Raw genomic sequence first — 22,458 nt, 5'->3', positions numbered from 1 at the left:
TATCCGCGCGTGCACCGCAAGAACACCGCGTACTACCGCCGCTACCCGCAGGACGCAGCCTCGGTCCCCCCGAACGGCCGCGGCCCGCCACCCCGGCGCCCGGGACCTGGCGGACCGCTCCGCCGTCCTCGCGCTGGCCGGCCGCGGCAGCGAGGTCGCCGCGGCCTGCGCCCGCGCCGTCGTCCGGCTGCCGGTGGCGGCCGCGTCGAGCGACGACCTGCTCGCCGCCGCGCGGACCCTGCGGCTGGTCGACGACGCGCCGAACGCCTTGCGAGCGCTCGACCGCGCGGTGGCCGAGGCCGCGGTGCGCGGCGACCGGGCCGGGCTCGGCCGGGCGCTGGCCGCCCGCTACCGCGCGCTGCGGGAGAGCGGCGACCGCGACGGCGCGCTCGCCGACATCCGCGTCGCGGCGCTGGCGAGCGCGGGACAGCGCCTGGGGCTCGAGGTCCGCACCGCGCTGGCGACCGCCCTGTGCGACGACGGCGAACCGGCCGCCGCGGAAGCGCTGCTGCGCGCGGCCCGCCCGGACGAGCTGGCCGCCGCGCCGGCGGAGCACCACCTCTGGCTGCTCGGCCTGGCCGGGGCCCGGGCACTGCGCTCCGATGTGGACGGTGCGCTGGAGCTGCTGCTCGAATCCGGCCGGCGGCAGGACGAGGCCGGCGTCGGCAACCCGGTGTTCGCGCCGTGGTGGTACGCCGCCACGCTGCTGCTCGCCCGGCAGGGCCGGCACCGCGAAGCGGCTGCGTACGCCGAACGCGGGCAGGAGCTCGCCGAGGGGTGGCCGACGGCGACGGCCCGCGGCCTGGTGCTGGCCGCCCGCGGCGTGGTCGCGTCCGGGACGCGGGCGGTGGAGCTGCTGGCGGAGGCGGGCCGGGTACTGGCGGCCTCGCCGTGCCGGGTCGAGTACGCGCGGACGGAGTACTTGCTGGGCAAGGCTTTGACGTGCACCGGCGACCGCAAGGCCGCGCGCCAGCACCTGCGTCAGGCCGCGATGCTGTCCGCCTGCTCGGGGTGGTGCTCGATCGGCGAGCTCGCCCGGGAGCTGCTCGAGGAGTCGGGCGGACGGCTGCGGAAGCCCCGCGCCGACGTGCTGACCCAGCGCGAACGCGAAGTGGCCGAGCTGGTCGCCGGCGGGGCGAGCAACCGCGACGTCGCCGGCACCCTGTTCGTCTCGCCGCGGACCGTCGAGCTGCACCTGACCAACGTCTACCGGAAGCTGGCCGTCGACAGCCGGGCCGAACTGGCCGACGCGCTGCGGGCGAGCGCGGGCTCGGCCGCCGCCGGGGCACCGAAGAGGACCCATGGGCTCGCCGGGTAGCGAAGACGCTCCGGCGCGCACCGGGCGGACGCCCCCCGAGGCGGCCGGTGTGCCACCGCAGCGCGGCGTGCCCGGGCCACGGCTGGTCGAGCGGGACGAGGAGTCCGCGCTGCTGGCCGCGCTGGTCCACGACGTGCGCGAAGGACGTCCGGCGGTCGTGACGGTCACCGGCGCGCCCGGGGCCGGCCGCAGCGCGCTGCTGGCGTCCGTCGCGGCGACCGCCCGTCAGGCGCGGCTGCGCGTCGCCCACGTGCCGTGCTGCCCGTCCGACGGCACCCGGCCCTTCACCGTGCTGCACCAGGTCTTCACCGCGCTCGGCAGCCCGCTCCCCGCGGCCGCGGCGGGGGACGGCGGCGGTGCGCGCGTCCTCGCCGGGCTGTGCCGCGAGCTGGCCGCCGCGGTCGACGGACGGCCGCTCGTGCTCGCCGTCGACGACCTGCACTGGGCCGACGCCGCGTCCCGGGCGTGGCTGCACGCGCTTTCCGGGCTCCCGCGCGAGGTTCCCGTGCTGCTGGTCGTCGGCCAGACCGGCGGGCTGGACACCTGGCGGCCCCGCGCGGCCGCCGCGCACGCGATCCGGCTGCGCCCGCTCGGCGACGCCGCGGTGGCCGGCCTGGTGCGCGAACGGCTGGGCGCGGCGGCCGACGAGCGGCTGGTCGAGCACGCCGTGCGCGGCAGCGGCGGGAACCCGGCGGTGCTCGCCGAAGGACTGAACCGGCTGCGCATGGAACCCGGCTTCGCGCGGGAACGGGCGGCGCTGTTCACCCGGATCGCCGGGGAACGCCTGCTGCGCCTGGTCGACGTCCTGCCCGCCGAGCTCACCGCGGTGCTGCGCGCGGTCGCGGTGTGCCAGGACGGCTTCGGCCCGCGGCTGCTGGCCGAGCTCGCCGGATGCCCGCCGGAGCGGCTGGGCGGCGAACTCGCGCGGCTGCGCGCGCTCGGCCTGGTCACCGCGGACGGTGGGCTGACCGAACCGGACGCCGGCCAGCGGGTGCTGGGCCGGATGACCGGGAGCGAGCGCGACGCTTTCTTCACCCGCGCGGCGAAGCTGGGCTACGAACACGGCGTCGCGAACGCGGCCGTCGCGGCGATCCTGCGCCGGACCCGGGTGATCGGCGAACCCTGGGTGGTGGAGGTGCTGTGCGCGGCCGCCCGGCTGGGCCAGGGCGACGGCCCCGACGGGCAGACGACGGCGTCGCTTAAGCGCGCCCTGCGGGAACCCCTCGCACCGGCGCGGCGCGCGGCCGTGCTCCTCGACCTCGGTGCCGCGGAACTGCTGCTGGACCAGGACGCGGGCGACCGCCACCTGGCCCAGGTACTGTCCGAAGTGGACGGTTCCGGGCTCGGCGGCCATCGGCTGCTGGCCGCGGACCTGCTCAACGCGCGGGGCGGGCTGAACGAGCGCACGCTCATCGCCGCGTTCCGCCGCCCGGACGTCTCGGCGGCCGAACGCGCCACCCTCCTCGCCCTGTACTGGCTGGCCGACGGCGACCCGCAGGACCGGTCGACCGTCGGCGGCTACGGCATGCCGCCGCTGCCCGAACGGCCTTCGGACCCGGCGCAGGCGGCTGTGGCCGCGGTGCTGCTCGCCCGGCGTGGCGTGCGTCCCGCCCGGGTGCGCGGGCTCGCGCGCGCCGCGCTGGCTCAGCCGATGGCGGAGGTGACGTCGCTGACCGCGCGCGCCGCCGCGGTCCGCGCGCTGGTGCTCACCGGGGACCTCACCGAAGCGGAGACCCACGGCGAAGACGTGCTCGCGCGGGCGCGCCGGCGGCGTTCCCGGACGCTGATCGCCCGCGCACTGGCCGAGCGGGCCGAACGGCACCTCGCGGTGGGGACCCTCGACGCGGCGGCGGCAGACCTGGCCGCCGCGCACGAGCTGGTGCCGCCGCGGCACTGGCACTCGATGCTGCGCAGCCGGGTGATCGCGACCGAAGCGCGGGTGCACCTCGAAGCCGGCCGCGCCGACCTCGCGCGGCAGGCGCTCGAACGCGACGCCGTCGAGCCGGGACCCGGGCTCGGCAGCGCGTTCCTGTTGTACGCCCAGGGCGCGGTGCTGCTCGGCGAGGACCGGCCCGGCGAGGCACTCGCCCCGCTGCGCGAGTGCGGCCGCCGCCTGTCCGCCCGGGGCTGGGAAAACCCCGAAGTCCTGCCCTGGCGATCGGCCGCGGCGAAGTGCCTGGTGGCCGCCGGCGAGCGGGAAGCCGCCCGGCTGCTGCTCGCCGAAGAGCTGGCCGCCGCGACGGCATGGGGAACACCGGCCGCGGTCGGCGGCGCGCACCTGGCCGCCGCGCTCACCCTCGGCCCCGGCGACCCCGGCCACGCCGGGCACCTCGGGCAGGCCGTGGAGTTGCTGCGCGGCAGCGGCAGCCACCTGCGCCACGCGACGGCACTGGTCGAGCTGGCGGCGGCCGGCGGCGCCGCGGACCACCTCGCGGAGGCGAGCACGCTGGCGGCGCGCTACCGCTGGCGGCCCATCGTCGGACGGCTGCGGGAGCTGACCGGCCGGCCGGTGGCGGAGGGTGGGCTTTCCGAGGCCCAGCGCCGGGTGGCGAAGCTGGCCGCGGCGGGAACGTCGAACGCCGGGATCGCGGTGGAGCTGGCGGTGACCCGCCGAACGGTCGAGCTGCACTTGACGAACGTCTACCGCAAGCTGGGCATCGACGGCCGGGGGCAGCTCGCCGAGGCGCTCGCGGGCAGCGGCGAGGAGGGGTAGCCGTGGCGTTGCGGGGACGTGGGAGTGATGTGGCCGGCGGGCGGGCACGGTATCTGAGCAGCGCCGACCGAGCCCGGGGCATCGACGGCAGGCGGCAGCTCGCCGAAGCGCTCGCGAGCGGCGGCGAGGCCGACGTCGACCGCAAGTCCGGCATCATCGGTCGGCGGCAGTTCGCCACCACCGGCGAGGAGGGGTAGCCGTGGCGTTGCGGGACCGTGGGAGGGATGTGGCCGGCGGCCGGGTGCGGCACCTGAGCAGCGCCGACCGAGCCCGGGGCATCGACGGCAGGCGGCAGCTCGCCGAAGCGCTCGCGGGCAGCGGCCAGGCCGACGTCGACCGCAAGTCCGGCGTCGACCGTCGGCGGCAGCTCGCCACCACCGGCGAGGAGGGCTGACCGTGGCGCTGGCGGAACGTGAGCCCGAACTGCGTCGGCTGCTCGACGCGATCGCCGCCGCCGGGGCGGGGGATGGCTCGGTCACGGTGGTCACCGGCCAGCTCGGCGTGGGAAAAACCGCCCTGCTCAAGGAAATCCTCCGGTCGGCGGAAGCGGACCCCGGTGGCCCGCGGGTGCTCACCGCGGCGGCGAGCCGGACCGAACAGGACTTCGACTTCGGGATCGCCTGTCAGGTGCTCGAGCCGCTGGTCGCCGAGGCGGACGCGGGTGCTGCCGACCGCTGGTTCGCCGGGACCGCCGGCGCGGCGCGGTGGCTGTTCCCCGGTGCCCCGGGGTGGCCGGGGTGGGAACCGGGTGAGCACAACGATGTGCTGACCGCGCACGGGCTGGTCGGCCTGCTCGCCGCGATCAGCGCCGACCGGCCGCTCGCCGTGCTCGTCGACGACCTGCACGTCGCCGACCGGCAGTCGCTGACCTGGCTGCGGCAGTGCGCCCGGCGGATCCACGACCTGCCCTGCGCGCTCGTCGTCACGGTCCGCGAGGGCGACCCGGGCGCCGACCGGCCCGCGATCCGCGAGCTGTGGGAGCTGGCGAAAACCCGGATCCGGCCCGGAAACCTGTCGGAGGACGGCGTCGCGGAGGTGCTGCGCACGATGTCCGACGGCCGGGCCGGCGACCCGCGCGTCGTCGCCGCCTGCCACGCGGCGAGTGCCGGAAATCCCTTGTACCTCACCGAAGTCGTGCGCCGCGCCGGGCCGTCGGTGCTCGGGGAACGGCTGTCCGCCCAGCTCGCCGTGCTGCCCGCGCAGGTGGGCGACTGCGCCCGGGCGATCGCCGTGCTCGGCGAGCACGCCCAACCATGGCTGGTCGAACACCTCACCGGCGCCGACTCGGTCGCCGTCGCGGAGGCCGTGCGGTCCTTGGAACGCCTGGGGGTCCTCGCTCCGGCGTGCCCGCCGCGGTTCGCCGCGCCCGTGCTGCGGACCGCGATCGAGACGTCGATGACCGCGCAGGAGGACCTGCGGCTGCGGGTGCGCGCGGCGACCGTGTTCCACGAAGCCGGGTTCGCCGCCGAGACGGTCGCGGCCCAGCTGCTCGAGGTGCCCGCGCCGTCGCCGGCGCCGTGGATGCCGGAGGAACTGCGCACGGCCGCCGACGCCGCGACCCGGCGCGGGGAGCCCGAGACGGCGGCGCGGTACCTGCGCCGCGCCCTGCTCGACCTGCCGCCCGACGGCCCGGAGCGCGGCTGGCGGCTGGTGGACCTGGCTCTCACCGAAGCCGCTTTCGACGTCTCCGCCGCGATCCGGCACCTCACGCAGGCGATCGGGCTGCTGCCGACGCCGCGCGAACGGGCCGAGGCCGTCACCCTGCTGCCGCTCTCGGCGTTCCTCCGCCCGGAGGCCGCCGTCCTCGTCGCCCGCGTCACCCCGGAGGACGCCGGTGCCCAGGCGGGACTGCGCCTGGAGGCGCGGATCCGGCTCACCCGCTGCGAAGACCCCACGCTGCTCGCCGGGGCGGTCGACCGCCTTCGCGAGCTGGGCCCGGAGCCGCCGATCGCCACCCTCGCCGAACGCGAGCTGCTCGCGGTCCTGCTGCACGCGGCCACGCTGAGCGCCGGGATGCCCGCGGCGACCGTGGCGGAGCTGACCGACCGGCTGCTGCGCTGCGCCCCCGCGTCGTCCGCGGAGTTCGCGGGCACCGCGCCGCTGCTGATCATCTCCGCGCTCACCGCGGGCGCGCTCGGCCCGACGTCGGCGTGGCTGGAGAGCGCGGTGGGCGAACCGGTCCGCGGCCGCCCGGCGCGGCCCGCGTCGTTGATCGCCGCCCGCGGGGCCGTGCTGGCCCAGACCGGGCAGCTCACCCGCGCGCGGGCCACGGCCTGGGAGGCCTACGAGCTGATCGGCGGGAACCTGGGCGAAGCACCCGAGTCGCTGGTGATGGCCCTGGTGGCGATCGCGGTGGTCACCCGGGACGAGCGGCTCGCCACGACGCTGGTCGAGCACTACGACGAGCACGCGCTCGGGCGCGCCGGCCTGCACATCCGGGCCGCGCTGCTGATGCTGCGCGGCGCGGCGACGGCGGTCGAGGACCCCCGGGGCGCCCTGGCGCGGTTCCTCGACTGCGGCGCGGCCCTGCACCGGGCGGGCTGGCGGAACCCGGCGCTGTTCCCGTGGCGGACGTGGAGCGCCTGGCTCCAACGCCGGCTCGGCGACCCGGTCTCGGCCGGCGAGCTGATCGACGACGAGGTCCGGTGGGCGCGGAGCTGGGGCGCGCCGGCACCGCTCGGCCGCGCGCTGCGGATCAAGGCGTCGCTGTCCTCGGGGGCCGGGGACACCGACGGCTTGCTGGCGGAGTCGATCGCGACGTCCCGGGCGTCGGGGGACCGGCTGGAGCTGGTCCGCGCGCTGCTGGCGGAGGGCGCGCTGCTGCGCGACGCCGGGAAAGCGGGGGCGGCGGACCGGTTCCGCGAGGCCTACCGCCTCGCCGAGGGCTGCGGCGCGCCGTGGCTCACCTGCCGCACGGCCGAGGAGACGACCGGGCCGGGCACGCCGGCCGGGCCGTCGGCGGCGCTCAGCGAGGCGGAGGGCCGGGTGGTCGGGTTCGCCCTCGACGGCCTGACCAACGGCGAGATCGCGGCCGAGATCAACGTGACCCGGCGCGCGGTCGAGAAGCACCTGACGAACTGCTACCGGAAGCTGGGTATTTCGGGACGCGCGGAGCTGGCGGAGGTCTTCGGCGCCTGGGGCTTCGGAGCGCGCAGCAGCGTCTAGTCAGCCGGCGTGCAGTCAGCCGGCGAGACCGGCTTCGTGGGCCAGCAGGCCGGCCTGGGTGCGGTTGGCGCAGCCGAGCTTGGTCAGCATCCGCGAGACGTAGCTCTTCACCGTGGCCTCGGACAGGTGCAGCTTCGCCGCGATGGCCGCGTTCGACATGCCCTCGCCGAGGCAGACCAGCATGTCCAGCTCCCGGTCGGTGAGGTCGGCAGTGCGCTCCCGCGCCTCCTGCGAACGCTCGTGCTCCCCGGCCGACGCGGTGACCATCCGGCGCGCGGCTTCCTTGGACAGCACCGTGTGGCCGTCGGCGGCCACCCGTACCAGCCCGATCAGGTCCTCCGGCGGCGTCGACTTCAGCAGGAAGCCCGAGGCGCCGGCCCGCAGCGCCTTGAGGACGTAGCTGTCGGTGTCGAACGTCGTGAGCGCCACGACCGACGGCGGGTTCGGGAGCTTGACGATGCGCTCGATCGCGGTCAGCCCGTCCACCCCGGGCATCCGCAGGTCCATCAGCATGACGTCGGGCCGGAAGCGTCCCGCGGCCTCGACGGCTTCGGCGCCGTCCTGCGCCTGCCCGACGATGTCGATGTCCCCGGCGGAGGTCAGCACCGTACGCAGGTGCGCGAGCACCATCGGCTCGTCGTCGACGATCACCAGGCGGATCACCTTGTCGTCTTTCCCTTTTGTGCGCACACCCCGCAGTATCGCACTGTCCGGGCCACCACCGCCCGGACAGTGCGACGCGGTGCCGATCAGCCCTTGGCGACCAGGTCCAGCAGCTTGCCGGTGAGGTCGAGGTGCTCGTCCACGCTGCTCGTCAGGTAGGCGATGTCGACGAAGGTGTGGTCCGGCTCGAGGGCCGCGACGATCTTCGTCACCGACTCGGCGATCAGCTCCGGTTCCGTGCCCGGGGCGGCGTTCACGCGCAGCGCCGCGCCGATGGCCTTCGGGTCGCGCCCGGCGCGTTCGGCGTCGGCCCGGATCTTGGCCAGGGTCGAGGTGAGCACGTCCGCGGGGAACTGCTCGGGGACCGACCAGACGGGCAGCCAGCCGTCGGCTCGCTCGGCGACGCGGCGCAGCGACTTCTCGCCGAACCCGGCCAGGTGCACCGGCGGCTTGCGCACCGGCTTGAGGTCGACGTGGGACTCGGCGATGGCGTACCCGACCCCGTCGTGCGCGACCACGTCGCGAGTCCACCAGGTCTCGAGCAGGTCGAGCAGGTCGTCCAGCCGCTTCCCGCGTTCGCTCATCGGGATCCCGATGGCGGTGTACTCGTCGGGCGACCAGCCGATGCCGAGGCCGGGCAGCAGCCGTCCGTTGCTGGCGACGTCGATGCTGGTGAGCATCCGCGCGAAGTTCGCGGGCTGGTACTGGGTGGCGTTGATGGTGCTGGAGCCGAGGATCGCGGTCTCGGTCACGGCGGCGGCGACGGCCAGCGCGGTGAACGGGTCCTGGGCGGTGTGGAACTCCTCGGGCATGGTGTCGTACCCGGGATAGGAGACGACGGGCGCGACCGGCGAAAGCAGCCGGTCACCGACCCACAGACTGGCTGCCCCGGCCCGTTCGGCTTCGCGTGCGTACCGGGCGATCCCGCCCGGCGTGGCGGCGGCCTTGCCGAAGACGGGAAGGCTGAACCCCAACTGCATGAAATTCTCCCCTGGAGAGCGAACGGATCTTGCTGACCCTGAAGCCAGTAGTACTCGCGTTTAGTTGCTCGTTCAAGTAGGTCGATGGGCCCAAGGCCTACCAGTCGATCTTCGCGAACAGGAACGGCTCGTTCTCCGGCGCTTGCTTGCGCGCCCGCAAGGCTTTCTCGGCGGGCGCCCCGGCCGGCACGCGCAGCGGAGGCGACGGCTGCTCGATGGTCGTGGCCACCGTGACGGCCACTTCTTCGGGCGTCACCGCTTCGCCGCGAAGGGCGGAAAGCCGGTCGTGGAGCGGGGTGTAGGGGTCGTCGTCGGTGAAGAAGACCTTCGCGCGTTCGCCGCCCCCGGAGGAAACAGCGCCGGGCTGGACGATGCTGACGTCGACGCCGAAGTGGCCCGCTTCGATGGCGAGCGTCTCGGCGATCGCCTCCAGGGCCCACTTGCTGGCCGCGTACGGGCCGATGATCGGCAGCACCAGCCGTCCCTGGATGCTCGAGACGAAGACGAGGTGGCCCGATCCGCGTTCGCGCATCGCCGGGAGCACGGCCTGGGCGACCCGCAGCGCGCCCACCGTGTTGAGCCGGAAGAGCCGTTCGACCTCCTCGAGCGGAACGGTTTCCAGTGGTGCGCGCACGGTCTCGCCGGCGTTGCTGACCAGGACGTCGATCTCGCCGGCGTCCCGGACGGCCGCGTCGACGCTGTCCTGGTCGGTGACGTCGAGGCGCAGCTTCCGGTCGACGGGGAGGTCGGCGAGCGCGCCGGGCCGGCGCGCGGTCGCGATCACCCGGTGGCCGCGCCGGGCCAGCTCGAGCGCGATCGCGCGGCCGATGCCGCGGGACGCGCCGGTGACGAGTACGGACGACATGGTGGTGCTCCTCAGGGAACGAAGTACGGGCCGTTGGTGGTGAACGTGTCCTTCTGCGCCAGCACGAACTGCTCGACCGATTGCGGGGCCCGGCCGCCGACCTTCTCGACGACGTCGTTGGTGCCGGCGAAGACGCCGTTGCGGTAGTCGATCGCGACGTTGCCGAGGTGCTGGACGAGGTGCGCGGGCAGCCCGCGCGCGGTCGTCGTCGAGGAGAACTCCTCGACGCTGATCGGTTCGTAGCGCACCGGGATGCCGAGCGTCGCGGCCATGATCCCGGCGATTTCGTGGTGGTTCAGCTCGACCGGGCCGTGCAGGGTGTAGGCGGCGCCGTCGTGCGGCTCGGGGTCGGTCAGGACCGCGGCGATCACGTGCGCCTGGTCGGCCGACGCGATCGGCGCGTGCCGTCCTTCGCCGAAGGGGAGGCGCAGCAGGCCTTCGCCGTCGCGCAGCTCCCACCACGTGGTGAGCCACTCGGCGAAGAACGTCGGCCGCAGGTGCGTGGTGAGCAGGCCGGTCCGCTCCAGCACGCGTTCGGCGAGCCAGTGCTGCCGCGCGGCGTTGCTGCGCGCTTCGCGGCGGGCGGAGATCTGCGACATGTCGACGAGGGAGCGGACGCCGGTTTCCGTTGCCGCCTGGGCGAAGTTGACCGTCGCCTCGAGCAGGCCTTCGCGGACCGGATAGCAGAAGTAGGCGCCGGTGACGTCGCGCAACGCGGCGGTGACGCCGTCGAGGTCGAGGAAGTCCGCCCGGACCACCTCGGCACCCGCCGCGGCGAGCGCGCGCGAGCGGTCGTCCTCCCGGCGCACCATGGCGCGGACGCGGTGGCCGCGGGCCAGCAGCAGGGCGATCGTGGCGCTGCCGGTCTTGCCGGTCGCGCCGGTGACGAGGAAGAGCCGGTCGTCGTGGGACATCTCAGGCCACCCGGTCGCCGACGGGGGTGCTGCGGGAGCCGGGCTCGTTCGCGAGGGAGTCGCGCGCGGCCAGGCGGGCGAAGTCGCAAACCGTGAAGGAGACGAGGAACTGGTACACGGGACCCTCCTGAAGGCAGTTCATTCACTGAACTACGTCACCGTAGCACGAGTCGGTTCAATGAACGAACTACTCCGTGTACGCTGGGGACATGGCTCTCCCCAGCACCTACGCGGACCGCAACTGCTCCTTGGCGCGCTCCCTGGAGGTCGTCGGCGAGCGGTGGACGCTGATGATCGTCCGCGACGCCTTCTTCGGCGTCCGGCGGTTCGGCGACTTCGCCACGCAGCTCGGGATCCCGCGCGCGGTCCTGACCACGCGGCTGAAGTCCCTGGTGCAGGAGGACGTCCTGGTCCGCGACGACGACGGCGGGTACCGGCTGACGGAGAAGGGCGTCGCGCTCTGGCCGATCGTGCGGGCGCTGATGGGCTGGGGCGACGCGTACTACTCCCCGGCCGGCGAGAAGCGCACCACCCGCCACGACGAGGATGGCGGCCGCCTCGACCAGGACGGCCGCTGCGAGGAGTGCGGTGCGCTGGTGCCGGTCCCGGAGATCCGCATCGAGCCGGGTCCCGGCTACGAGCACCGGCCCGGCACCCCCGACCCGGTCTCGGTCGCGATCAACACCCCGCGCCGCCTGCTGGAACCGGTCACCCGGCCGGTGTGACCCGCGTCATGCCCTGTCACAGCCACGGCGAACGAGGTGTCTTGAGGCCGACTGAAGGAGACCTCATGGAAATCGCACTCTGGATCGCCGCCGGGCTGCTCGCCGCCGTCGCCCTGACCGGGGGCGTGAGCAAGACGTTCGTGCCGCAGGCGAAACTCGCCGCGGCCCCCGGCGGGCAGTGGACCGGCGAACGCAGCGCCGGTTTCGTCAAGACGCTCGGCGTTCTCGAACTGCTGGCCGCCGCCGGCCTGATCCTGCCCGCCGCGCTCGGCATCGCGCCCGTCCTGGTCCCGGTGACCGCCGCCTGCTGGGTGCTGCTCATGATCGGGGCCATGGTCACCCACCTGCGGCACGGCGAAGCCAAGTTCGTCGCGCTGAACCTGACGTACCTCGCCATCGCCGCTTTCGTCGCCTGGGGTCGTTCATGACCGCGACCGAAGCCTTCGTCGCCCACCGCAACCTGCTCTTCACCGTCGCCTACGAGATGCTCGGCTCGGCGGCCGACGCGGAGGACGTCCTGCAGGAGACCTGGCTGCGCTGGGCCGACATCGACCTCGGGCAGGTGCGCGACCAGCGCGCCTACCTGGTCCGCATCACGACGCGCCTGTCGCTCAACCGGCTGCGCACGGTGAAGCGCCGCCGGGAAGCGTATGTCGGGCCCTGGCTGCCCGAGCCGCTGCTCACCGCGCCCGACGTCGCCGAGGACGTCGAACTCGCCGAGAGCGTCTCGATGGCGCTCATGCTCGTTCTCGAGACGCTGACGCCGACCGAGCGCGCGGTGTTCGTGCTGCGGGAGGTCTTCGACTTCGGCTACGACGAGATCGCCAACGCCGTCGGCAAGACCCCGGCCGCCGTCCGCCAGATCGCGCACCGCGCCCGCAAGCACGTCGACGCCCGCCGCCCGCGCGAGACGGTCTCGGCGCGCGACACCCGCGCCGCGCTGGAGTCGTTCCGCCGGGCGCTGGAAACCCGGGACCTGCAGGGCCTGCTCGACGTCCTCGCCCCGGACGTGGTCCTGATGAGCGACGGGGGCGGCGTCAAGCAGGCGGCCCTGCGCCCGGTCGTCGGCGCCGACAAGATCGTCCGTTTCGTCCTCGGCGGCATCGCCCGCACCGAAGCGAAGCTCACCAGCGTGCCCACGGTCGTCAACGGCAACCCGGGCCTGCTCCTGCACCTGGACGGCGAGCTGGACGGCATCATGGCGGCCCGCGTCGAGGGCGGCCGGATCACCGGCCTGTACTACGTGCGCAACCCGGAGAAGCTGACCCACGTCGAGTCGGAAACCCCGCTGACCCTGCGGTGACCCGCGCCCGGTGACGGCGGACAGTAGTCCTCCGGGCGCGGCACGTGAGGGCGGACAGGTATGGAGTCAGGTACTTGTACGGGTGTGGCGGCGCGTGCCCCGGCGCAAGCTGGTGCGGCCCCCGATGACCGCAGGAGGTCGGAAAACCCATGGTGCACGGCCGGTCGCGTCCCCTCCTCCGGGTCGTCGATGCCCCCGCGAGCGTCCCGGAGCCGCGACCGGCCACCTCGGGTTCGCGAGAGCGCTACGCCGACCTCGACGACCGGCGGCTCGCCGCCATCCTGGCCGCCGAGGACTCCGCGGAAGAGCACGGCCTCAACCCGCACACCCGCAGCACCTGCTACGTCCACCGGTGCTGGGCGCACCAGTGCGTGGGCAACCCGCTGCACGTCCTCGTGGTCACCGGCCACCGGTGGTGCCGCCGCTGCGAGTGCCCGGTGGACGTCGCCGTCGACGAGACGCCACCCGGTGCCGTCCACCTGTACTGCCCGCGCTGCGGCCAGGCCGGCTCGGCGGCCAACCGGGAGGTCCGCCAGGCCTGCCGCACCAGCCTCTCCGCCATGCACGGCGGCGACGCGCCGACGCTGTACGGCCTCCCCGACGCTTGAGCGCGGTTGCTTCCTCCGAGGGGTCCGCATTGACCGTTCCGCGCGGTCGTATTTACGGTGCACGGGTGGGGAAGACCGGCGTGACGGGGAGGGGCAACCTGCCCGCGGAGACCACGAGCTTCGTGGGACGCAGGTCGGAGGTGGCCGAGGTCAAGCACCTGCTGACGCGGGCCCGGCTGGTCACGCTGACCGGCGTGGGCGGTGTCGGCAAGACGCGGCTGGCCGTGCAGACCGCCGCCGGGTTGGCCCGCGCGTTCCCCGACGGTGTCTGGCTGGTCGAGCTCGCCGGGCTGCAGGACCCCGCGCTCGTCGCGCACACCGTGCTCGAAGCACTCGGCGTCCACGACGAAACCGGCCGGGCGCCGGCGCGGGTGCTGGCCGAGCACCTGCGGGACCGGCGGCTGCTGGTGATCCTGGACAACTGCGAGCACGTCCTCGCACCCTGCGCCGCGCTGGCGCACGACCTGCTGCGGGCCGCGCCCGGCCTGCGCCTGCTCGCGACCAGCCGGGAGCGGCTCGCGCTGGCCGCCGAGCACCTCTGGCCGGTGTCCCCGCTGCCGCTGCCGGAACCCGGCCGCCGGCTGCCCGGCGGGGCCTGGCTGCGTTACCCGGCGCTGACGCTGTTCGCCGAGCGCGCGGCCGCCGTCGACCCGGGGTTCGCCGTCACTGCGGAGAACCAGGAGCAGGTGGCGCGGGTGTGCCGGCTGCTGGCCGGCATCCCGCTGGCGATCGAGCTGGCGGCCGTGCGGCTGCGGGTGCTGACGCTGGCGGAGCTGGAGTCCGGGCTGAGCGACTGCTTCCGGCTGCCGGGCACGGTGAAGCGGGGCGGTGAAGCCCGGCACCAGACGCTCCTGGCCGCCGTCGACTGGAGCTTCCGGCTGTGCAGCCCGGCCGAGCGGCGCCTGTGGGCCCGGGTGTCGGTGTTCGCCGGCGGCTTCGACCTGCCGGCGGCCGAGCGCGTCTGCGCGGGTGACGACGTCGGGGCCGGGCTCGCCGGGCTCGTCGAGAAGTCGGTGCTGATCCGCGAAGCCGGGCGGTTCCGCCTGCTGGAGCCGCTGCGGCAGTTCGGCCGGGACAAGCTGACCGCGTCCGGGGAAGCGGACGCCGTCCGGCGGTCCATGCGCGACCACTACCTCGACCTCGCGGTGCGCAGCGAACGGGAGTGGTTCGGCCCGGAGCAGGCGGACACCTTCCGCCGGACCCGGCTGGAGCACGCGAACCTGCGGGCCGCGCTGGACTACAGCCTGACGGTGGCGGGCGAGCTCGAAACCGGTCTCCGGCTCGCCGCGACGCTCTGGTTCTACTGGGCGGGCTGCGGGGTGTTCGGCGAAGGCCGCCACTGGCTCGACCGCGCGCTCGCGCTTTCGCCCGAGCCGAGCGGGGAACGCGCGAAGGCGTTGTGGGTCAACGGGTACGTCGCGACGTTGCAGGGCGACAACGCCGGCGCGGTCGCGATGCTGGAGGAGTGCCGCTCCTACGCCCGGCAGACCGGCGACGACGTGGCGCTGGCGTACGCGACGCACCGGCTCGGCTGCAACCTGCTGGTCGGTGACGACGTCGGCGACGCGAAGGCGCTCTTCGAGGAGGCCCAGGCCCGCTACCGGCAGCTCGGCGAGCTCAACAGCAACGTGATGCTGGCCGGCATCGAGCTGGCGGTCGCGTCGATCTTCCTGGGCGACCTCGACCGCGCGGGCGAGCTGTGCGAGGAGGCGTGCGCGACCGGCGTCGCCCACGGCGAGCAGTGGGCGCAGGCTTACGCGATCTTCGTGCAGGCCTTGGTCGCCATGGCCCGCGGCGACTTCGCGCGGGCGGCCGAGCACGGGCGGCACTGCCTGCGCGTCAAGCGGAAGTTCCACGACCTGCTGGGCATCGTGCTGGCGATCGAGGTGCTGGCCTGGAACGAAGCCGCCCGCGGCCGCTGGGAACCGGCGGCGACGATGCTCGGGTCCGCCCAGCCGATCTGGCAGGCGGTCGGGTTCCCGATGTTCGGTTCGCGGTATTTCGGCGCCCCGCACGGAGAGTGTGAGACGCAGGCCCGCCGGGGGCTGGGGGAGGGCCCGTTCGACGCGGCCTTCCGCCGGGGGCGCGAATTCGGCCTGGAGGAAGCGATCGCCTACGCGCTGGGGGACGCGACGCCGTCACCGGCGCCCGGCCCGTCACGGTCGACGCCGCTGACGGACCGGGAGCACGAGGTGGCGCTGCTCATCGCGGACGGCTTCTCCAACCAGGAGATCGCCGACAAGCTGGTGATCTCCCGCCGGACGGCCGAGGGACACGTGAACCGGATCCTGCGGAAGCTGGAGTTCGGCTCGCGGAGCCAGGTGGCCGCCTGGGCCTCGCGGTTCTAGCCGAGCCGCTCGTCCCAGTCGGCGAACGCCGCCACCAGGTCGGCGGGCGCGTCGACCTCCTTCAGCTGCCGCAGCTGGTCCTCGATGTAGTACCGGTACAGCGGAACGAGCCCCGCCGCCAGCTCCGGGCGCAGCTCGTCCGCGTCCAGCGGATGCCCCTCGCGGACCCGCAAAGCCAGCTGTACCAGCGACTTCGCCGGGGCGTCCGGCCGGGACAGGTACCACTCGATCGCTTCGTCGTTGTTCGCCGCGCGACCGGAGGCGAGCGTTCCCGAGTACAGGAAGCGGACCGGGAACAGCACCGCCTTCGTGAACCACACCGTGTCCACCAGCAGCCGGCGCGGCTCGCGGAACTCCGCGGTCACCTCGGGCGTGGCCAGGACTGCGATGGCGAAGGAAGCGCTCTCCAGCAGCAGCTCCGACGCGGCCGGGCGGGCGATCTCCGCGAGGACGTCCGAGCCGAGCAGGACGACGCCGTGGTCGGCCAGCTGCAGGCGGTCCAGCGCCGGGAAGCGGCCGTCGTCGCGGCCTTCACGCAACGCCGGCAGCGACGCCCAGAACACCGACAGCTTGCGGTGCAACGGACTCCGCTCCTGCAGCGCCGCGGTCGTGTCCGCGATCGACGAGCCGTCGGCGTCCGTCAGCACCAGCGCCAGGTCGATGTCGCTCGCCGCCGGGGCGTAGCCGCCGTAGGACAGGCTGCCGAGCAGGTACGCGCCGATCAGGCGCTCTCCCAACGCTTCCTGGTACGCGCGGGCGGCTTCGGCGGCGATTTCGCGGGCGGCCGAAGCCGGATCGGTGGTGGTCATGCCGCCACCGTAGCGCGGCGGGCGCACTCGGCGATGCGGTCGGAGACGACACCGATCACCTGCCACGCCCGGTCCAGCACCTCGACGACGGCCTCGACCGTCCAGTCCTTGCGGCGGCGCAGCAGTTCGTAGCCCATCTCGAGGTGCTCGACGTCGGCTTCGTCGTGCAGGTCGAAGTATTCGTCGGACGGGAACGCCCGCGTGCCCGCCTGGCTGAACACCAGGCTGCCCGCTTCGAGGGCCAGGTGCGCGAGCACCGCACGCTGCACGCCGGGCAGGATCCCGAACTGGTCGACGAACCACGACGCGCCCGCTTCGATCACCGGGTCCCAGACCAGCTGCCGGTCGTCCGCGCGGCTGCGGGCCAGGATCTTGTCGTGCCCGATCTCCTCCTCCTGGTGCTCCAGGGCCAGCGCCCGCAGTTCCGGGTCGCTTTCGAAGGTGACGCGCGCGCTGATCATCCGCTGGAAGGCGTTGGACCACGGCTGCAAGTACGTGAGCACCGCCTTCTTCGTGTCGTCGGTGGTGTTCGCGTCGGTCAGCAGCCGGATCAGGTCCGACGCTGCGTACTCCTGTTGCCGCTGCTCGTTGTGGCGGGCCACGCGCTCGACGTCCTGCTGGGTCACGATCGGCTCCTTACCGTGGTGCTGCGGGAGATCATCTTTCCTGGCGCATCAAGCAAGATCAACAGGCGTGAGAGAGCGGTCGTACACGGGGAACCGGAAGTACGTGGTGACGTCGCCGCGCCGGCCCGCTGTGCGATAGCTCACCAGCTCGAGGACGTGCGTCGTGGACAGCGGTCCCGGGGCCAGCGCGGCGGTGAGGAGGCGGAAGCGTCCCGGGTCGACGCCTTCGCGGTGCAGCAGTGCCGCGGTGCGCTCGACGGCTTCTTCGTCACTGGCCGCGAGATCGGGCAGGCGCAGGTAGGTCGTGGACTCGGCGGCCCGGTCCCGGCCGGACCGGAAAGCGAAGCAGCTCAGAGCCGCTTCACCGGCGTCTTCCCGGTCGCCGGCCAGGGTCCGGTAGGCGGCGCGCGCGTCGTCGGCGTCGTGGCGCAGCGCCACCGAGGCGACGCGGTTCACCTCGGCGAGGCCGGCGCCGTGGTTGCGGTAGTAGACCTTCACCCGGGCCTCGTCCTCGTCGGCCAGGTCCACCGCGAAGAATTCGATTTCCCGCGTGCCCTCGATGGTTTCGACCGCACGCCGGGTGGCGTCCCACGCGTCCGCCATGCCGAGCCGGGCCATCGCTTCGGCGACGGCCGCTTCGCGCTGGGCGTGCGGCCACGGGTAGAGCCCGAAGTAGGTCTTGTGGAAGATCCGTGACGGCGGGCGCCAGGCGATGGAGTGCCACAGGGGAGCGGGCGACGGACGGCCCCCGCGCGGGGTGAAGATCTCGTGCACCCCTTGCAGCCTGCGGAAACCGCTCTCCGCGGGAGGGCCCGTGTCGTGGCCGAGGCTGTCGAACAGCACACGCAGCTCCGGGTGCCGCCCGGACCAGTTCACCGACATCTCGGCCGGGAACCCGTCGTCCGCCACATAGGACGGCTCGGCGGGCACGGTCCCGATCCGCTCGTGCGACCACGGCGGCAGCAGCGCGCGCAGCATCCGCGTGGTCCGGACGGACTGCGCCACCGGGATCTCGAGCGCCTCACACGCGGTAGCCCAGAGCCCGCACAGGAAGTCACCGAAGAGACGACCCTGTGCCGGGTAGTTTTCCCTTATATATTCAGGAAACTTTGGCACGTGAATCGTCACGTGCGGATGCTATCAGTTTGATGCTTGCTCAACTAAAAAGCTGCACCCGGGTGGTCCAACCAATTGGGCCATGTGGGTTTGCCGGTGTCCGAGGTGGACACGCTCGGACACATCGGACACCGGCGCTGTCCGGACCGGACAGGGAGCGGACAAAGCGCAGGTCTCAGACCCGCACCGGCACCACCGTCATCGCGTGCTTGACGAGCCGGATCAGCGCGAGCTTGCTGGAATCCCTGTCACGCGCGTCACACATGACGATCGGCACCCGATCCGGGACGACGAGGGCCTCGCGGATCTCGTCGGCGGTGTAGCGCGGTGCGGCGTCGAAGCAGTTCACCGCGACGACGAACGGGATCTTCCGGCGCTCGAAGAAGTCGATGGCCGCGAAGCTGGTCTCGAGGCGCCGCGTGTCGACGAGCACGATCGTCCCGATCGCCCCGCGCGCGAGGTCGTCCCACATGAACCAGAAGCGCGCCTGGCCCGGCGTCCCGAACAGGTACAGCACGTGCCGCGGCGAGATCGTGATCCGGCCGAAGTCGAGCGCGACCGTCGTGGTGGTCTTGCGCTCCACGCCGGACAGGTCGTCCACCCCGGCGCTCGCCTCGGTGAGCACCTCCTCGGTGGTCAGCGGCGGGATCTCGCTGACCGAGCCGACCATGGTCGTCTTGCCCGCGCCGAAGCCGCCCGCGACGATGATCTTGACCGGCGTGGGGACCAGGTCGGCCCCGGTCCCGTCAGTACTTGATGAGGCCATCGAGAACCGCCTGCAGAGTTTCGAGGTCCGGCGACTGCGCCGGATTGTGGGTGGGGGAGCGCGTGATCACGAGGCCGCGTTCGATCAGGTCGCCGACGAGCACGCGCACGACCCCGAGCGGGATCTTCACGTAGACGGCGATCTCGGCGACCGAGACCGGGTGGCGGCACAGCTGCACGATCGCCACGTGCTCCGGGCCCAGCCCGACCGGCTCCTGCTCCGTGCGCAGGGTCATCACCTGCGTCGACAGGTCGAGCCGCGCCGCGTCCGATGGCGTCCGGCCGCTGGTGATCGTGTACGGCCGCACGAGCGGCCCGGCGGCCTCGTCGTACCAGCCTTCGTCGGTGCTCATGTGGCCTCCCGCAGGATCTGCGCCGCCTCGCGCGGCGCCGACACCATGTAGTCCCCGACCCGCTTGACCAGCCGGCTCATCTCGTAGGCGATCATCTCGACGTCGACGTTGTCCGCCGCCAGCACGGCGAGGCAAGCGCCCGCGCCGGCGGCCGAGACGAACAGGTAGCCGCGCTCCATCTCGATCATGTTCTGCAGGACCGGTCCGCGGTTGAACTGCTTGCTCACCCCCTTGGCCAGGCTCTGCAGGCTGGAGGCGATGGCCGACAGCTGGTCGGAGTCGTCCTTGCCCATGCCGGCCGACTTGCCGATCAGCAGCCCGTCGGCGGACAGCACGATGGCGTTCTGCGCGCCGACCACGCGGCTGACCACGTCGTCGAGCAGCCAGTTGAGATCGGGTTTGGGGTTCCCGTACTCGTTCATGCGTCAGAGACCTTGACTTTCCTCTAAGGACTTTCCTGTGTGCTGTCGCGGACTAGGCATCGTCGTCCGGCCCGCCCCGGCCCCGGCGCGTGCCCTTGTGGAACGCCGCGAGCGTGCGCGCGGTCCCCTCTCCGGGCGCGACGACGTCGTCGCTTTCGTCGGGTTCGGTTTCGAGCTGGGCGACGAGGTTCTGCTGGGGTTCGCGCCGGGGCAGCCGCGGCCGGTCGTCGCCCGTCGGTCCGGCGGAGGGCGACGGCGGCTCCGGAGCCGCCGGTGGCGCGGCGGCCGGCACGGCGGGCAGCGGGTCGGGCGCCGGGTCGGGCGAGGTGAGCGCGCGTGCCGGGTACGGCCTCGGCTTGGCTTCTCGCTTCATCGGGATCTGGCCGGTGAACGAGCTGGGCGAGTCCAGGGAGCTGTCCGCCGCCTGCGCGGCGGGTGCGCCGACCGGGGCGAGGACCGCGGTGGTCTCCGCCGGCGAGGTGCCGGGCTCGGGGAGGTTCTCCTGCTGGCCGGCCAGGTGCTGGGACGGGATGAGCACGGTGGCCCGGAGACCGCCGTAGCGGGACGGGTCGAACGTGACGGTCATGCCGAGCTTCGCCGCCAGCCGCGCGACCACGAACAGGCCGAGGCTGGAGTCGGCCCGCAGGGCCATCGCGTCGAACTCGGGTGCCTCGGCCATCATCGCGTTGGCCCACTCGCGGACGCCGTCCTTCATGCCGAGACCCTGGTCCGACACGTCGACGACGATCCCGCGCGCGACCGCGCGGCTGGTGACCTCGACCGGGGACCCGGGCGGCGAGAACGACGTGGCGTTGTCGACCAGCTCGGCGACGAGGTGGATGGTGTCGGCCACCGCGGCGCCGACGATCGCGACGTCGGGTACCTGCTCGACCTGGACCCGCGCGTACTGCTCGGTTTCCGAGACGGCCGCGCGCAGGACCTCCATCAGCGCCACCGGCTTGCGCCAGCGGCGGCCCGGCTGCTTGCCGCCGAGGATGATCAGGTTCTCGGTGGTGCGGCGGGCGCGGGCGGCGAGGTGGTCGAGCTGGAACAGCGAGGCCAGCTGCGTCGAGTTGTCTTCGCGGGCTTCCATCTCGTCGAGGATCTGCAGCTGCTGGTGGACCAGGACCTGGTTGCGGTGCGCGATGCCGAGGAACACGTTGTGCACGCCGCTGCGCGCTTTCGCTTCGCTCGCGGCGGCGTTGACGGCGGTCAGCTGGGCGGTGTTGAACGCCTCGGCCACCTGGCCGATCTCGTCGCGGCCGTGGTCGAGCTGCGGGAGCTCTTCCTTGAGGTCGACGGCTTCGCCGTTCTTCAGCCGCGCCACGATGTCCGGCAGGCGGTTGCGGGCGAGGTCGAGCGAGTCGTTGCGCAGCCGCGCGAGGCGCGTCATCAGGGCGCGGTCGACGAGCGAGCGGGACACCCGCACCGCGACGATGATCGCCGCCAGCGACGCGAGCAGCGCCAGGATGCTGCCGATGATCACGTTGCGCAGCTGGGCGTCCCCGGAGTCGATCGCGGCCGCGGAAACCTTGTCCGCCTGGGTGATGGCGAGGTCGTTGAGGCCCTGGGCGACCTGGGTGGTCGCGTTCTGCCAGTCCGTTTCGGACACGGGGACGGAGTTCTGCTCGCTCGGCGACCACGGGCCGTGCTTGACGATCGCCACCTCGGCGGTGGCCAGCTGCTGCCAGGCGGTGCTCTTGGTCAGCGCCTGGTACCGGGTGCGGACACCGGGATCGAGGAACGGCTCGATCTGCGCGAGCTGGGTCCGGTAGGTCCCGGACAGCTGCGCGAACTGGGCGAAGTCGTCGGGTGCGAAGGTGCCGGCGGAGAAGGCCGTCGACACGAGCGACGTCTCGCGCGACATGGCGTCACCGGCGCGGAACACCGAGGTCGCGGTGATGCCGCCGGTGGCGGCTTCGGAGTCGGGGACGACGCGGGCCTGGGTGTCGAAGAGGTTCGACGCCGTGTCCATCACGCCGTTGTAGTAGTTGTTGACCTGCGCGCGGTCGATGCTGCGGAAGCTGATCTGCGAGCGCAGCACGGGCAGCTGGTCGAACTGGGACTTCAGGGCGTTGACCTTGGCCGCGATCTCGTCCGGCGCGTTGGAGATGGTCGCGGCGAACGCGCTCTGCAGCGCGCCGAGCTTTTCGTCGGTCGCCCGCTGCTGCACCTGGAGCCGGCCCGGGCCGAGCGCCGGGTCGTCGAGGTACTGCAGCGCGGTCTGGCGTTCCTTCTGGAACTCGGCCAGCGCGGTGGCGGCGGGGATCGACACCTCGCGCACGGACGCCGCGACCAGCCGGACGTAGACGCCGTTGAAGAGGAAGTAGGAGGAGACCGCGATCCACAGCACCAGCAGGGTCACGCTGGGAATGAGAACGGTCCTGGTCAGCCTTTTGCGGATCGACTTGTCGTACGGCTTGTCCGACTCGTCCTGAGCGTCTTTGTTCTGCACGGCGGTTCACGAACTCCTGAGTGACGGTCGGCGAAAAACGGGGACCCGGACGAGGAAGCGGACACGACGATGGGACACAGCTGCCGCCGTCACCCGTCTTCGCCTCACCCTCCGTGTTGCCGCGGAATCGATCAGGGTCCGTTTTTTACCACGAACCACTGAGGAGCGGTGGTCCTGGCCTGGTCTCCGGACGGTTGTCCGCCGGCTGTTGAACAGTGTTTACCGAGTGCGTCCGGGCGGTTACTCCCATTTCCTCTGGTAACGGGGCCGAGTGGTATTTCCGGTCCTTGCGCGCTGGGCCGAACGGGTG

21 protein-coding genes are annotated in these 22,458 nt (G+C 73.3%); 10 read left to right on the top strand and 11 right to left on the bottom strand.

Annotated features, from left to right (window positions below; all coding sequences use genetic code 11):
• From ABZ342_RS01740 to ABZ342_RS01720, 5 genes are all read left to right on the top strand, one after another.
• The coding region (locus tag ABZ342_RS01740; RefSeq protein ID WP_360468139.1) for a LuxR C-terminal-related transcriptional regulator at positions 1 to 1,318 on the top strand (1,318 nt) is incomplete at its 5' end.
• Entirely contained in the window at positions 1,302 to 4,031 is a 2,730-nt protein-coding gene (locus tag ABZ342_RS01735) for an AAA family ATPase (protein WP_360468138.1), read from the top strand. The genes ABZ342_RS01740 and ABZ342_RS01735, both read left to right, overlap by 17 nt.
• A gap of 2 nt (positions 4,032 to 4,033) precedes the next feature.
• Positions 4,034 to 4,228: a hypothetical protein gene (locus ABZ342_RS01730; protein WP_360468137.1), complete on the top strand. Its 195-nt coding sequence runs from the start codon at positions 4,034 to 4,036 to the stop codon at positions 4,226 to 4,228.
• A gap of 2 nt (positions 4,229 to 4,230) precedes the next feature.
• Positions 4,231 to 4,425 carry a hypothetical protein gene (locus ABZ342_RS01725; RefSeq protein WP_360468136.1) on the top strand — a complete coding sequence of 65 codons (195 nt, stop codon included), beginning with the start codon at positions 4,231 to 4,233 and terminating at the stop codon, positions 4,423 to 4,425.
• A 2-nt stretch (positions 4,426 to 4,427) separates the two neighbouring features.
• A complete protein-coding gene (locus ABZ342_RS01720; protein ID WP_360468135.1) occupies positions 4,428 to 7,196 on the top strand; it encodes an AAA family ATPase in 2,769 nt (922 codons plus the stop codon).
• Positions 7,197 to 7,211: 15 nt separating this feature from the next.
• Here ABZ342_RS01720 and ABZ342_RS01715 read toward each other — a convergent pair whose 3' ends face one another.
• The 4 genes from ABZ342_RS01715 to ABZ342_RS01700 form a co-directional block, all read right to left on the bottom strand.
• Positions 7,212 to 7,859 (bottom strand): response regulator transcription factor, encoded by a 648-nt coding sequence (locus tag ABZ342_RS01715; protein ID WP_360468151.1) that lies wholly within the window; start codon positions 7,857 to 7,859, stop codon positions 7,212 to 7,214.
• 86 nt (positions 7,860 to 7,945) lie between these two features.
• Entirely contained in the window at positions 7,946 to 8,839 is an 894-nt protein-coding gene (locus tag ABZ342_RS01710) for a TIGR03619 family F420-dependent LLM class oxidoreductase (RefSeq protein WP_360468134.1), read from the bottom strand.
• A 97-nt stretch (positions 8,840 to 8,936) separates the two neighbouring features.
• Positions 8,937 to 9,704, bottom strand: coding sequence for an SDR family oxidoreductase (locus tag ABZ342_RS01705; protein ID WP_360468133.1), 768 nt, complete (start codon positions 9,702 to 9,704; stop codon positions 8,937 to 8,939).
• A gap of 11 nt (positions 9,705 to 9,715) precedes the next feature.
• Complete coding sequence (locus tag ABZ342_RS01700) at positions 9,716 to 10,618, bottom strand: NAD(P)H-binding protein (protein ID WP_360468132.1); 903 nt, start codon at positions 10,616 to 10,618, stop codon at positions 9,716 to 9,718.
• Between the two features lie 209 nt (positions 10,619 to 10,827).
• Between ABZ342_RS01700 and ABZ342_RS01695 the strand changes: the two genes are divergently transcribed.
• From ABZ342_RS01695 to ABZ342_RS01675, 5 genes are all read left to right on the top strand, one after another.
• The gene (locus ABZ342_RS01695) at positions 10,828 to 11,343 is read left to right on the top strand and encodes a helix-turn-helix domain-containing protein (protein ID WP_360468131.1); all 516 of its coding nucleotides are present in this window, start codon (positions 10,828 to 10,830) and stop codon (positions 11,341 to 11,343) included.
• A gap of 65 nt (positions 11,344 to 11,408) precedes the next feature.
• Positions 11,409 to 11,771, top strand: coding sequence for a DoxX family protein (locus tag ABZ342_RS01690; RefSeq protein ID WP_360468130.1), 363 nt, complete (start codon positions 11,409 to 11,411; stop codon positions 11,769 to 11,771).
• Positions 11,768 to 12,646, top strand: coding sequence for an RNA polymerase sigma-70 factor (locus ABZ342_RS01685; RefSeq protein WP_360468129.1), 879 nt, complete (start codon positions 11,768 to 11,770; stop codon positions 12,644 to 12,646). The genes ABZ342_RS01690 and ABZ342_RS01685 overlap by 4 nt, the downstream gene beginning before the upstream one ends.
• A gap of 149 nt (positions 12,647 to 12,795) precedes the next feature.
• Positions 12,796 to 13,254 (top strand): hypothetical protein, encoded by a 459-nt coding sequence (locus ABZ342_RS01680; protein ID WP_230862749.1) that lies wholly within the window; start codon positions 12,796 to 12,798, stop codon positions 13,252 to 13,254.
• 65 nt (positions 13,255 to 13,319) lie between these two features.
• Positions 13,320 to 15,602, top strand: coding sequence for a LuxR C-terminal-related transcriptional regulator (locus ABZ342_RS01675; RefSeq protein ID WP_360468128.1), 2,283 nt, complete (start codon positions 13,320 to 13,322; stop codon positions 15,600 to 15,602).
• Here ABZ342_RS01675 and ABZ342_RS01670 read toward each other — a convergent pair.
• The 7 genes from ABZ342_RS01670 to ABZ342_RS01640 form a co-directional block, all read right to left on the bottom strand.
• Positions 15,599 to 16,411, bottom strand: a complete 813-nt coding sequence (locus ABZ342_RS01670; protein WP_155545906.1) for a hypothetical protein — start codon at positions 16,409 to 16,411, stop codon at positions 15,599 to 15,601. The genes ABZ342_RS01675 and ABZ342_RS01670 overlap by 4 nt on opposite strands.
• Positions 16,408 to 17,037, bottom strand: coding sequence for a hypothetical protein (locus ABZ342_RS01665; protein WP_155545907.1), 630 nt, complete (start codon positions 17,035 to 17,037; stop codon positions 16,408 to 16,410). Before ABZ342_RS01665 ends, ABZ342_RS01670 begins: the two co-directional genes overlap by 4 nt.
• 48 nt (positions 17,038 to 17,085) lie before the next feature.
• On the bottom strand, positions 17,086 to 18,042 hold the full coding sequence (locus ABZ342_RS01660) for a hypothetical protein (protein WP_360468127.1): 957 nt from the start codon (positions 18,040 to 18,042) through the stop codon (positions 17,086 to 17,088).
• Positions 18,043 to 18,328: 286 nt separating this feature from the next.
• On the bottom strand, positions 18,329 to 18,919 hold the full coding sequence (locus ABZ342_RS01655; protein ID WP_196425573.1) for an ATP/GTP-binding protein: 591 nt from the start codon (positions 18,917 to 18,919) through the stop codon (positions 18,329 to 18,331).
• The gene (locus ABZ342_RS01650) at positions 18,900 to 19,271 is read right to left on the bottom strand and encodes a DUF742 domain-containing protein (protein ID WP_155545908.1); all 372 of its coding nucleotides are present in this window, start codon (positions 19,269 to 19,271) and stop codon (positions 18,900 to 18,902) included. Before ABZ342_RS01650 ends, ABZ342_RS01655 begins: the two co-directional genes overlap by 20 nt.
• On the bottom strand, positions 19,268 to 19,693 hold the full coding sequence (locus ABZ342_RS01645; RefSeq protein ID WP_360468126.1) for a roadblock/LC7 domain-containing protein: 426 nt from the start codon (positions 19,691 to 19,693) through the stop codon (positions 19,268 to 19,270). The genes ABZ342_RS01650 and ABZ342_RS01645 overlap by 4 nt, the downstream gene beginning before the upstream one ends.
• 52 nt (positions 19,694 to 19,745) lie before the next feature.
• On the bottom strand, positions 19,746 to 22,148 hold the full coding sequence (locus ABZ342_RS01640; protein ID WP_360468125.1) for an ATP-binding protein: 2,403 nt from the start codon (positions 22,146 to 22,148) through the stop codon (positions 19,746 to 19,748).
• Between the last annotated feature and the right edge of the window lie 310 nt (positions 22,149 to 22,458).

The organism is Amycolatopsis sp. NPDC005961 (assembly GCF_040629235.1).
GTDB lineage: Bacteria > Actinomycetota > Actinomycetes > Mycobacteriales > Pseudonocardiaceae > Amycolatopsis > Amycolatopsis camponoti.
This window is presented reverse-complemented; position numbering and strand designations above follow the sequence as displayed.

Coding starts and splice junctions, on each gene's coding strand:
- ABZ342_RS01735 (WP_360468138.1), top strand. CDS start 1,302: ATGGGCTCGCCGGGTAGCGAAGACGCTCCGGCGCGCACCGGGCGGACG.
- ABZ342_RS01710 (WP_360468134.1), bottom strand. CDS start 8,839: ATGCAGTTGGGGTTCAGCCTTCCCGTCTTCGGCAAGGCCGCCGCCACG.
- ABZ342_RS01705 (WP_360468133.1), bottom strand. CDS start 9,704: ATGTCGTCCGTACTCGTCACCGGCGCGTCCCGCGGCATCGGCCGCGCG.
- ABZ342_RS01700 (WP_360468132.1), bottom strand. CDS start 10,618: ATGTCCCACGACGACCGGCTCTTCCTCGTCACCGGCGCGACCGGCAAG.
- ABZ342_RS01695 (WP_360468131.1), top strand. CDS start 10,828: ATGGCTCTCCCCAGCACCTACGCGGACCGCAACTGCTCCTTGGCGCGC.
- ABZ342_RS01690 (WP_360468130.1), top strand. CDS start 11,409: ATGGAAATCGCACTCTGGATCGCCGCCGGGCTGCTCGCCGCCGTCGCC.
- ABZ342_RS01685 (WP_360468129.1), top strand. CDS start 11,768: ATGACCGCGACCGAAGCCTTCGTCGCCCACCGCAACCTGCTCTTCACC.
- ABZ342_RS01680 (WP_230862749.1), top strand. CDS start 12,796: ATGGTGCACGGCCGGTCGCGTCCCCTCCTCCGGGTCGTCGATGCCCCC.
- ABZ342_RS01670 (WP_155545906.1), bottom strand. CDS start 16,411: ATGACCACCACCGATCCGGCTTCGGCCGCCCGCGAAATCGCCGCCGAA.
- ABZ342_RS01655 (WP_196425573.1), bottom strand. CDS start 18,919: ATGGCCTCATCAAGTACTGACGGGACCGGGGCCGACCTGGTCCCCACG.
- ABZ342_RS01650 (WP_155545908.1), bottom strand. CDS start 19,271: ATGAGCACCGACGAAGGCTGGTACGACGAGGCCGCCGGGCCGCTCGTG.
- ABZ342_RS01645 (WP_360468126.1), bottom strand. CDS start 19,693: ATGAACGAGTACGGGAACCCCAAACCCGATCTCAACTGGCTGCTCGAC.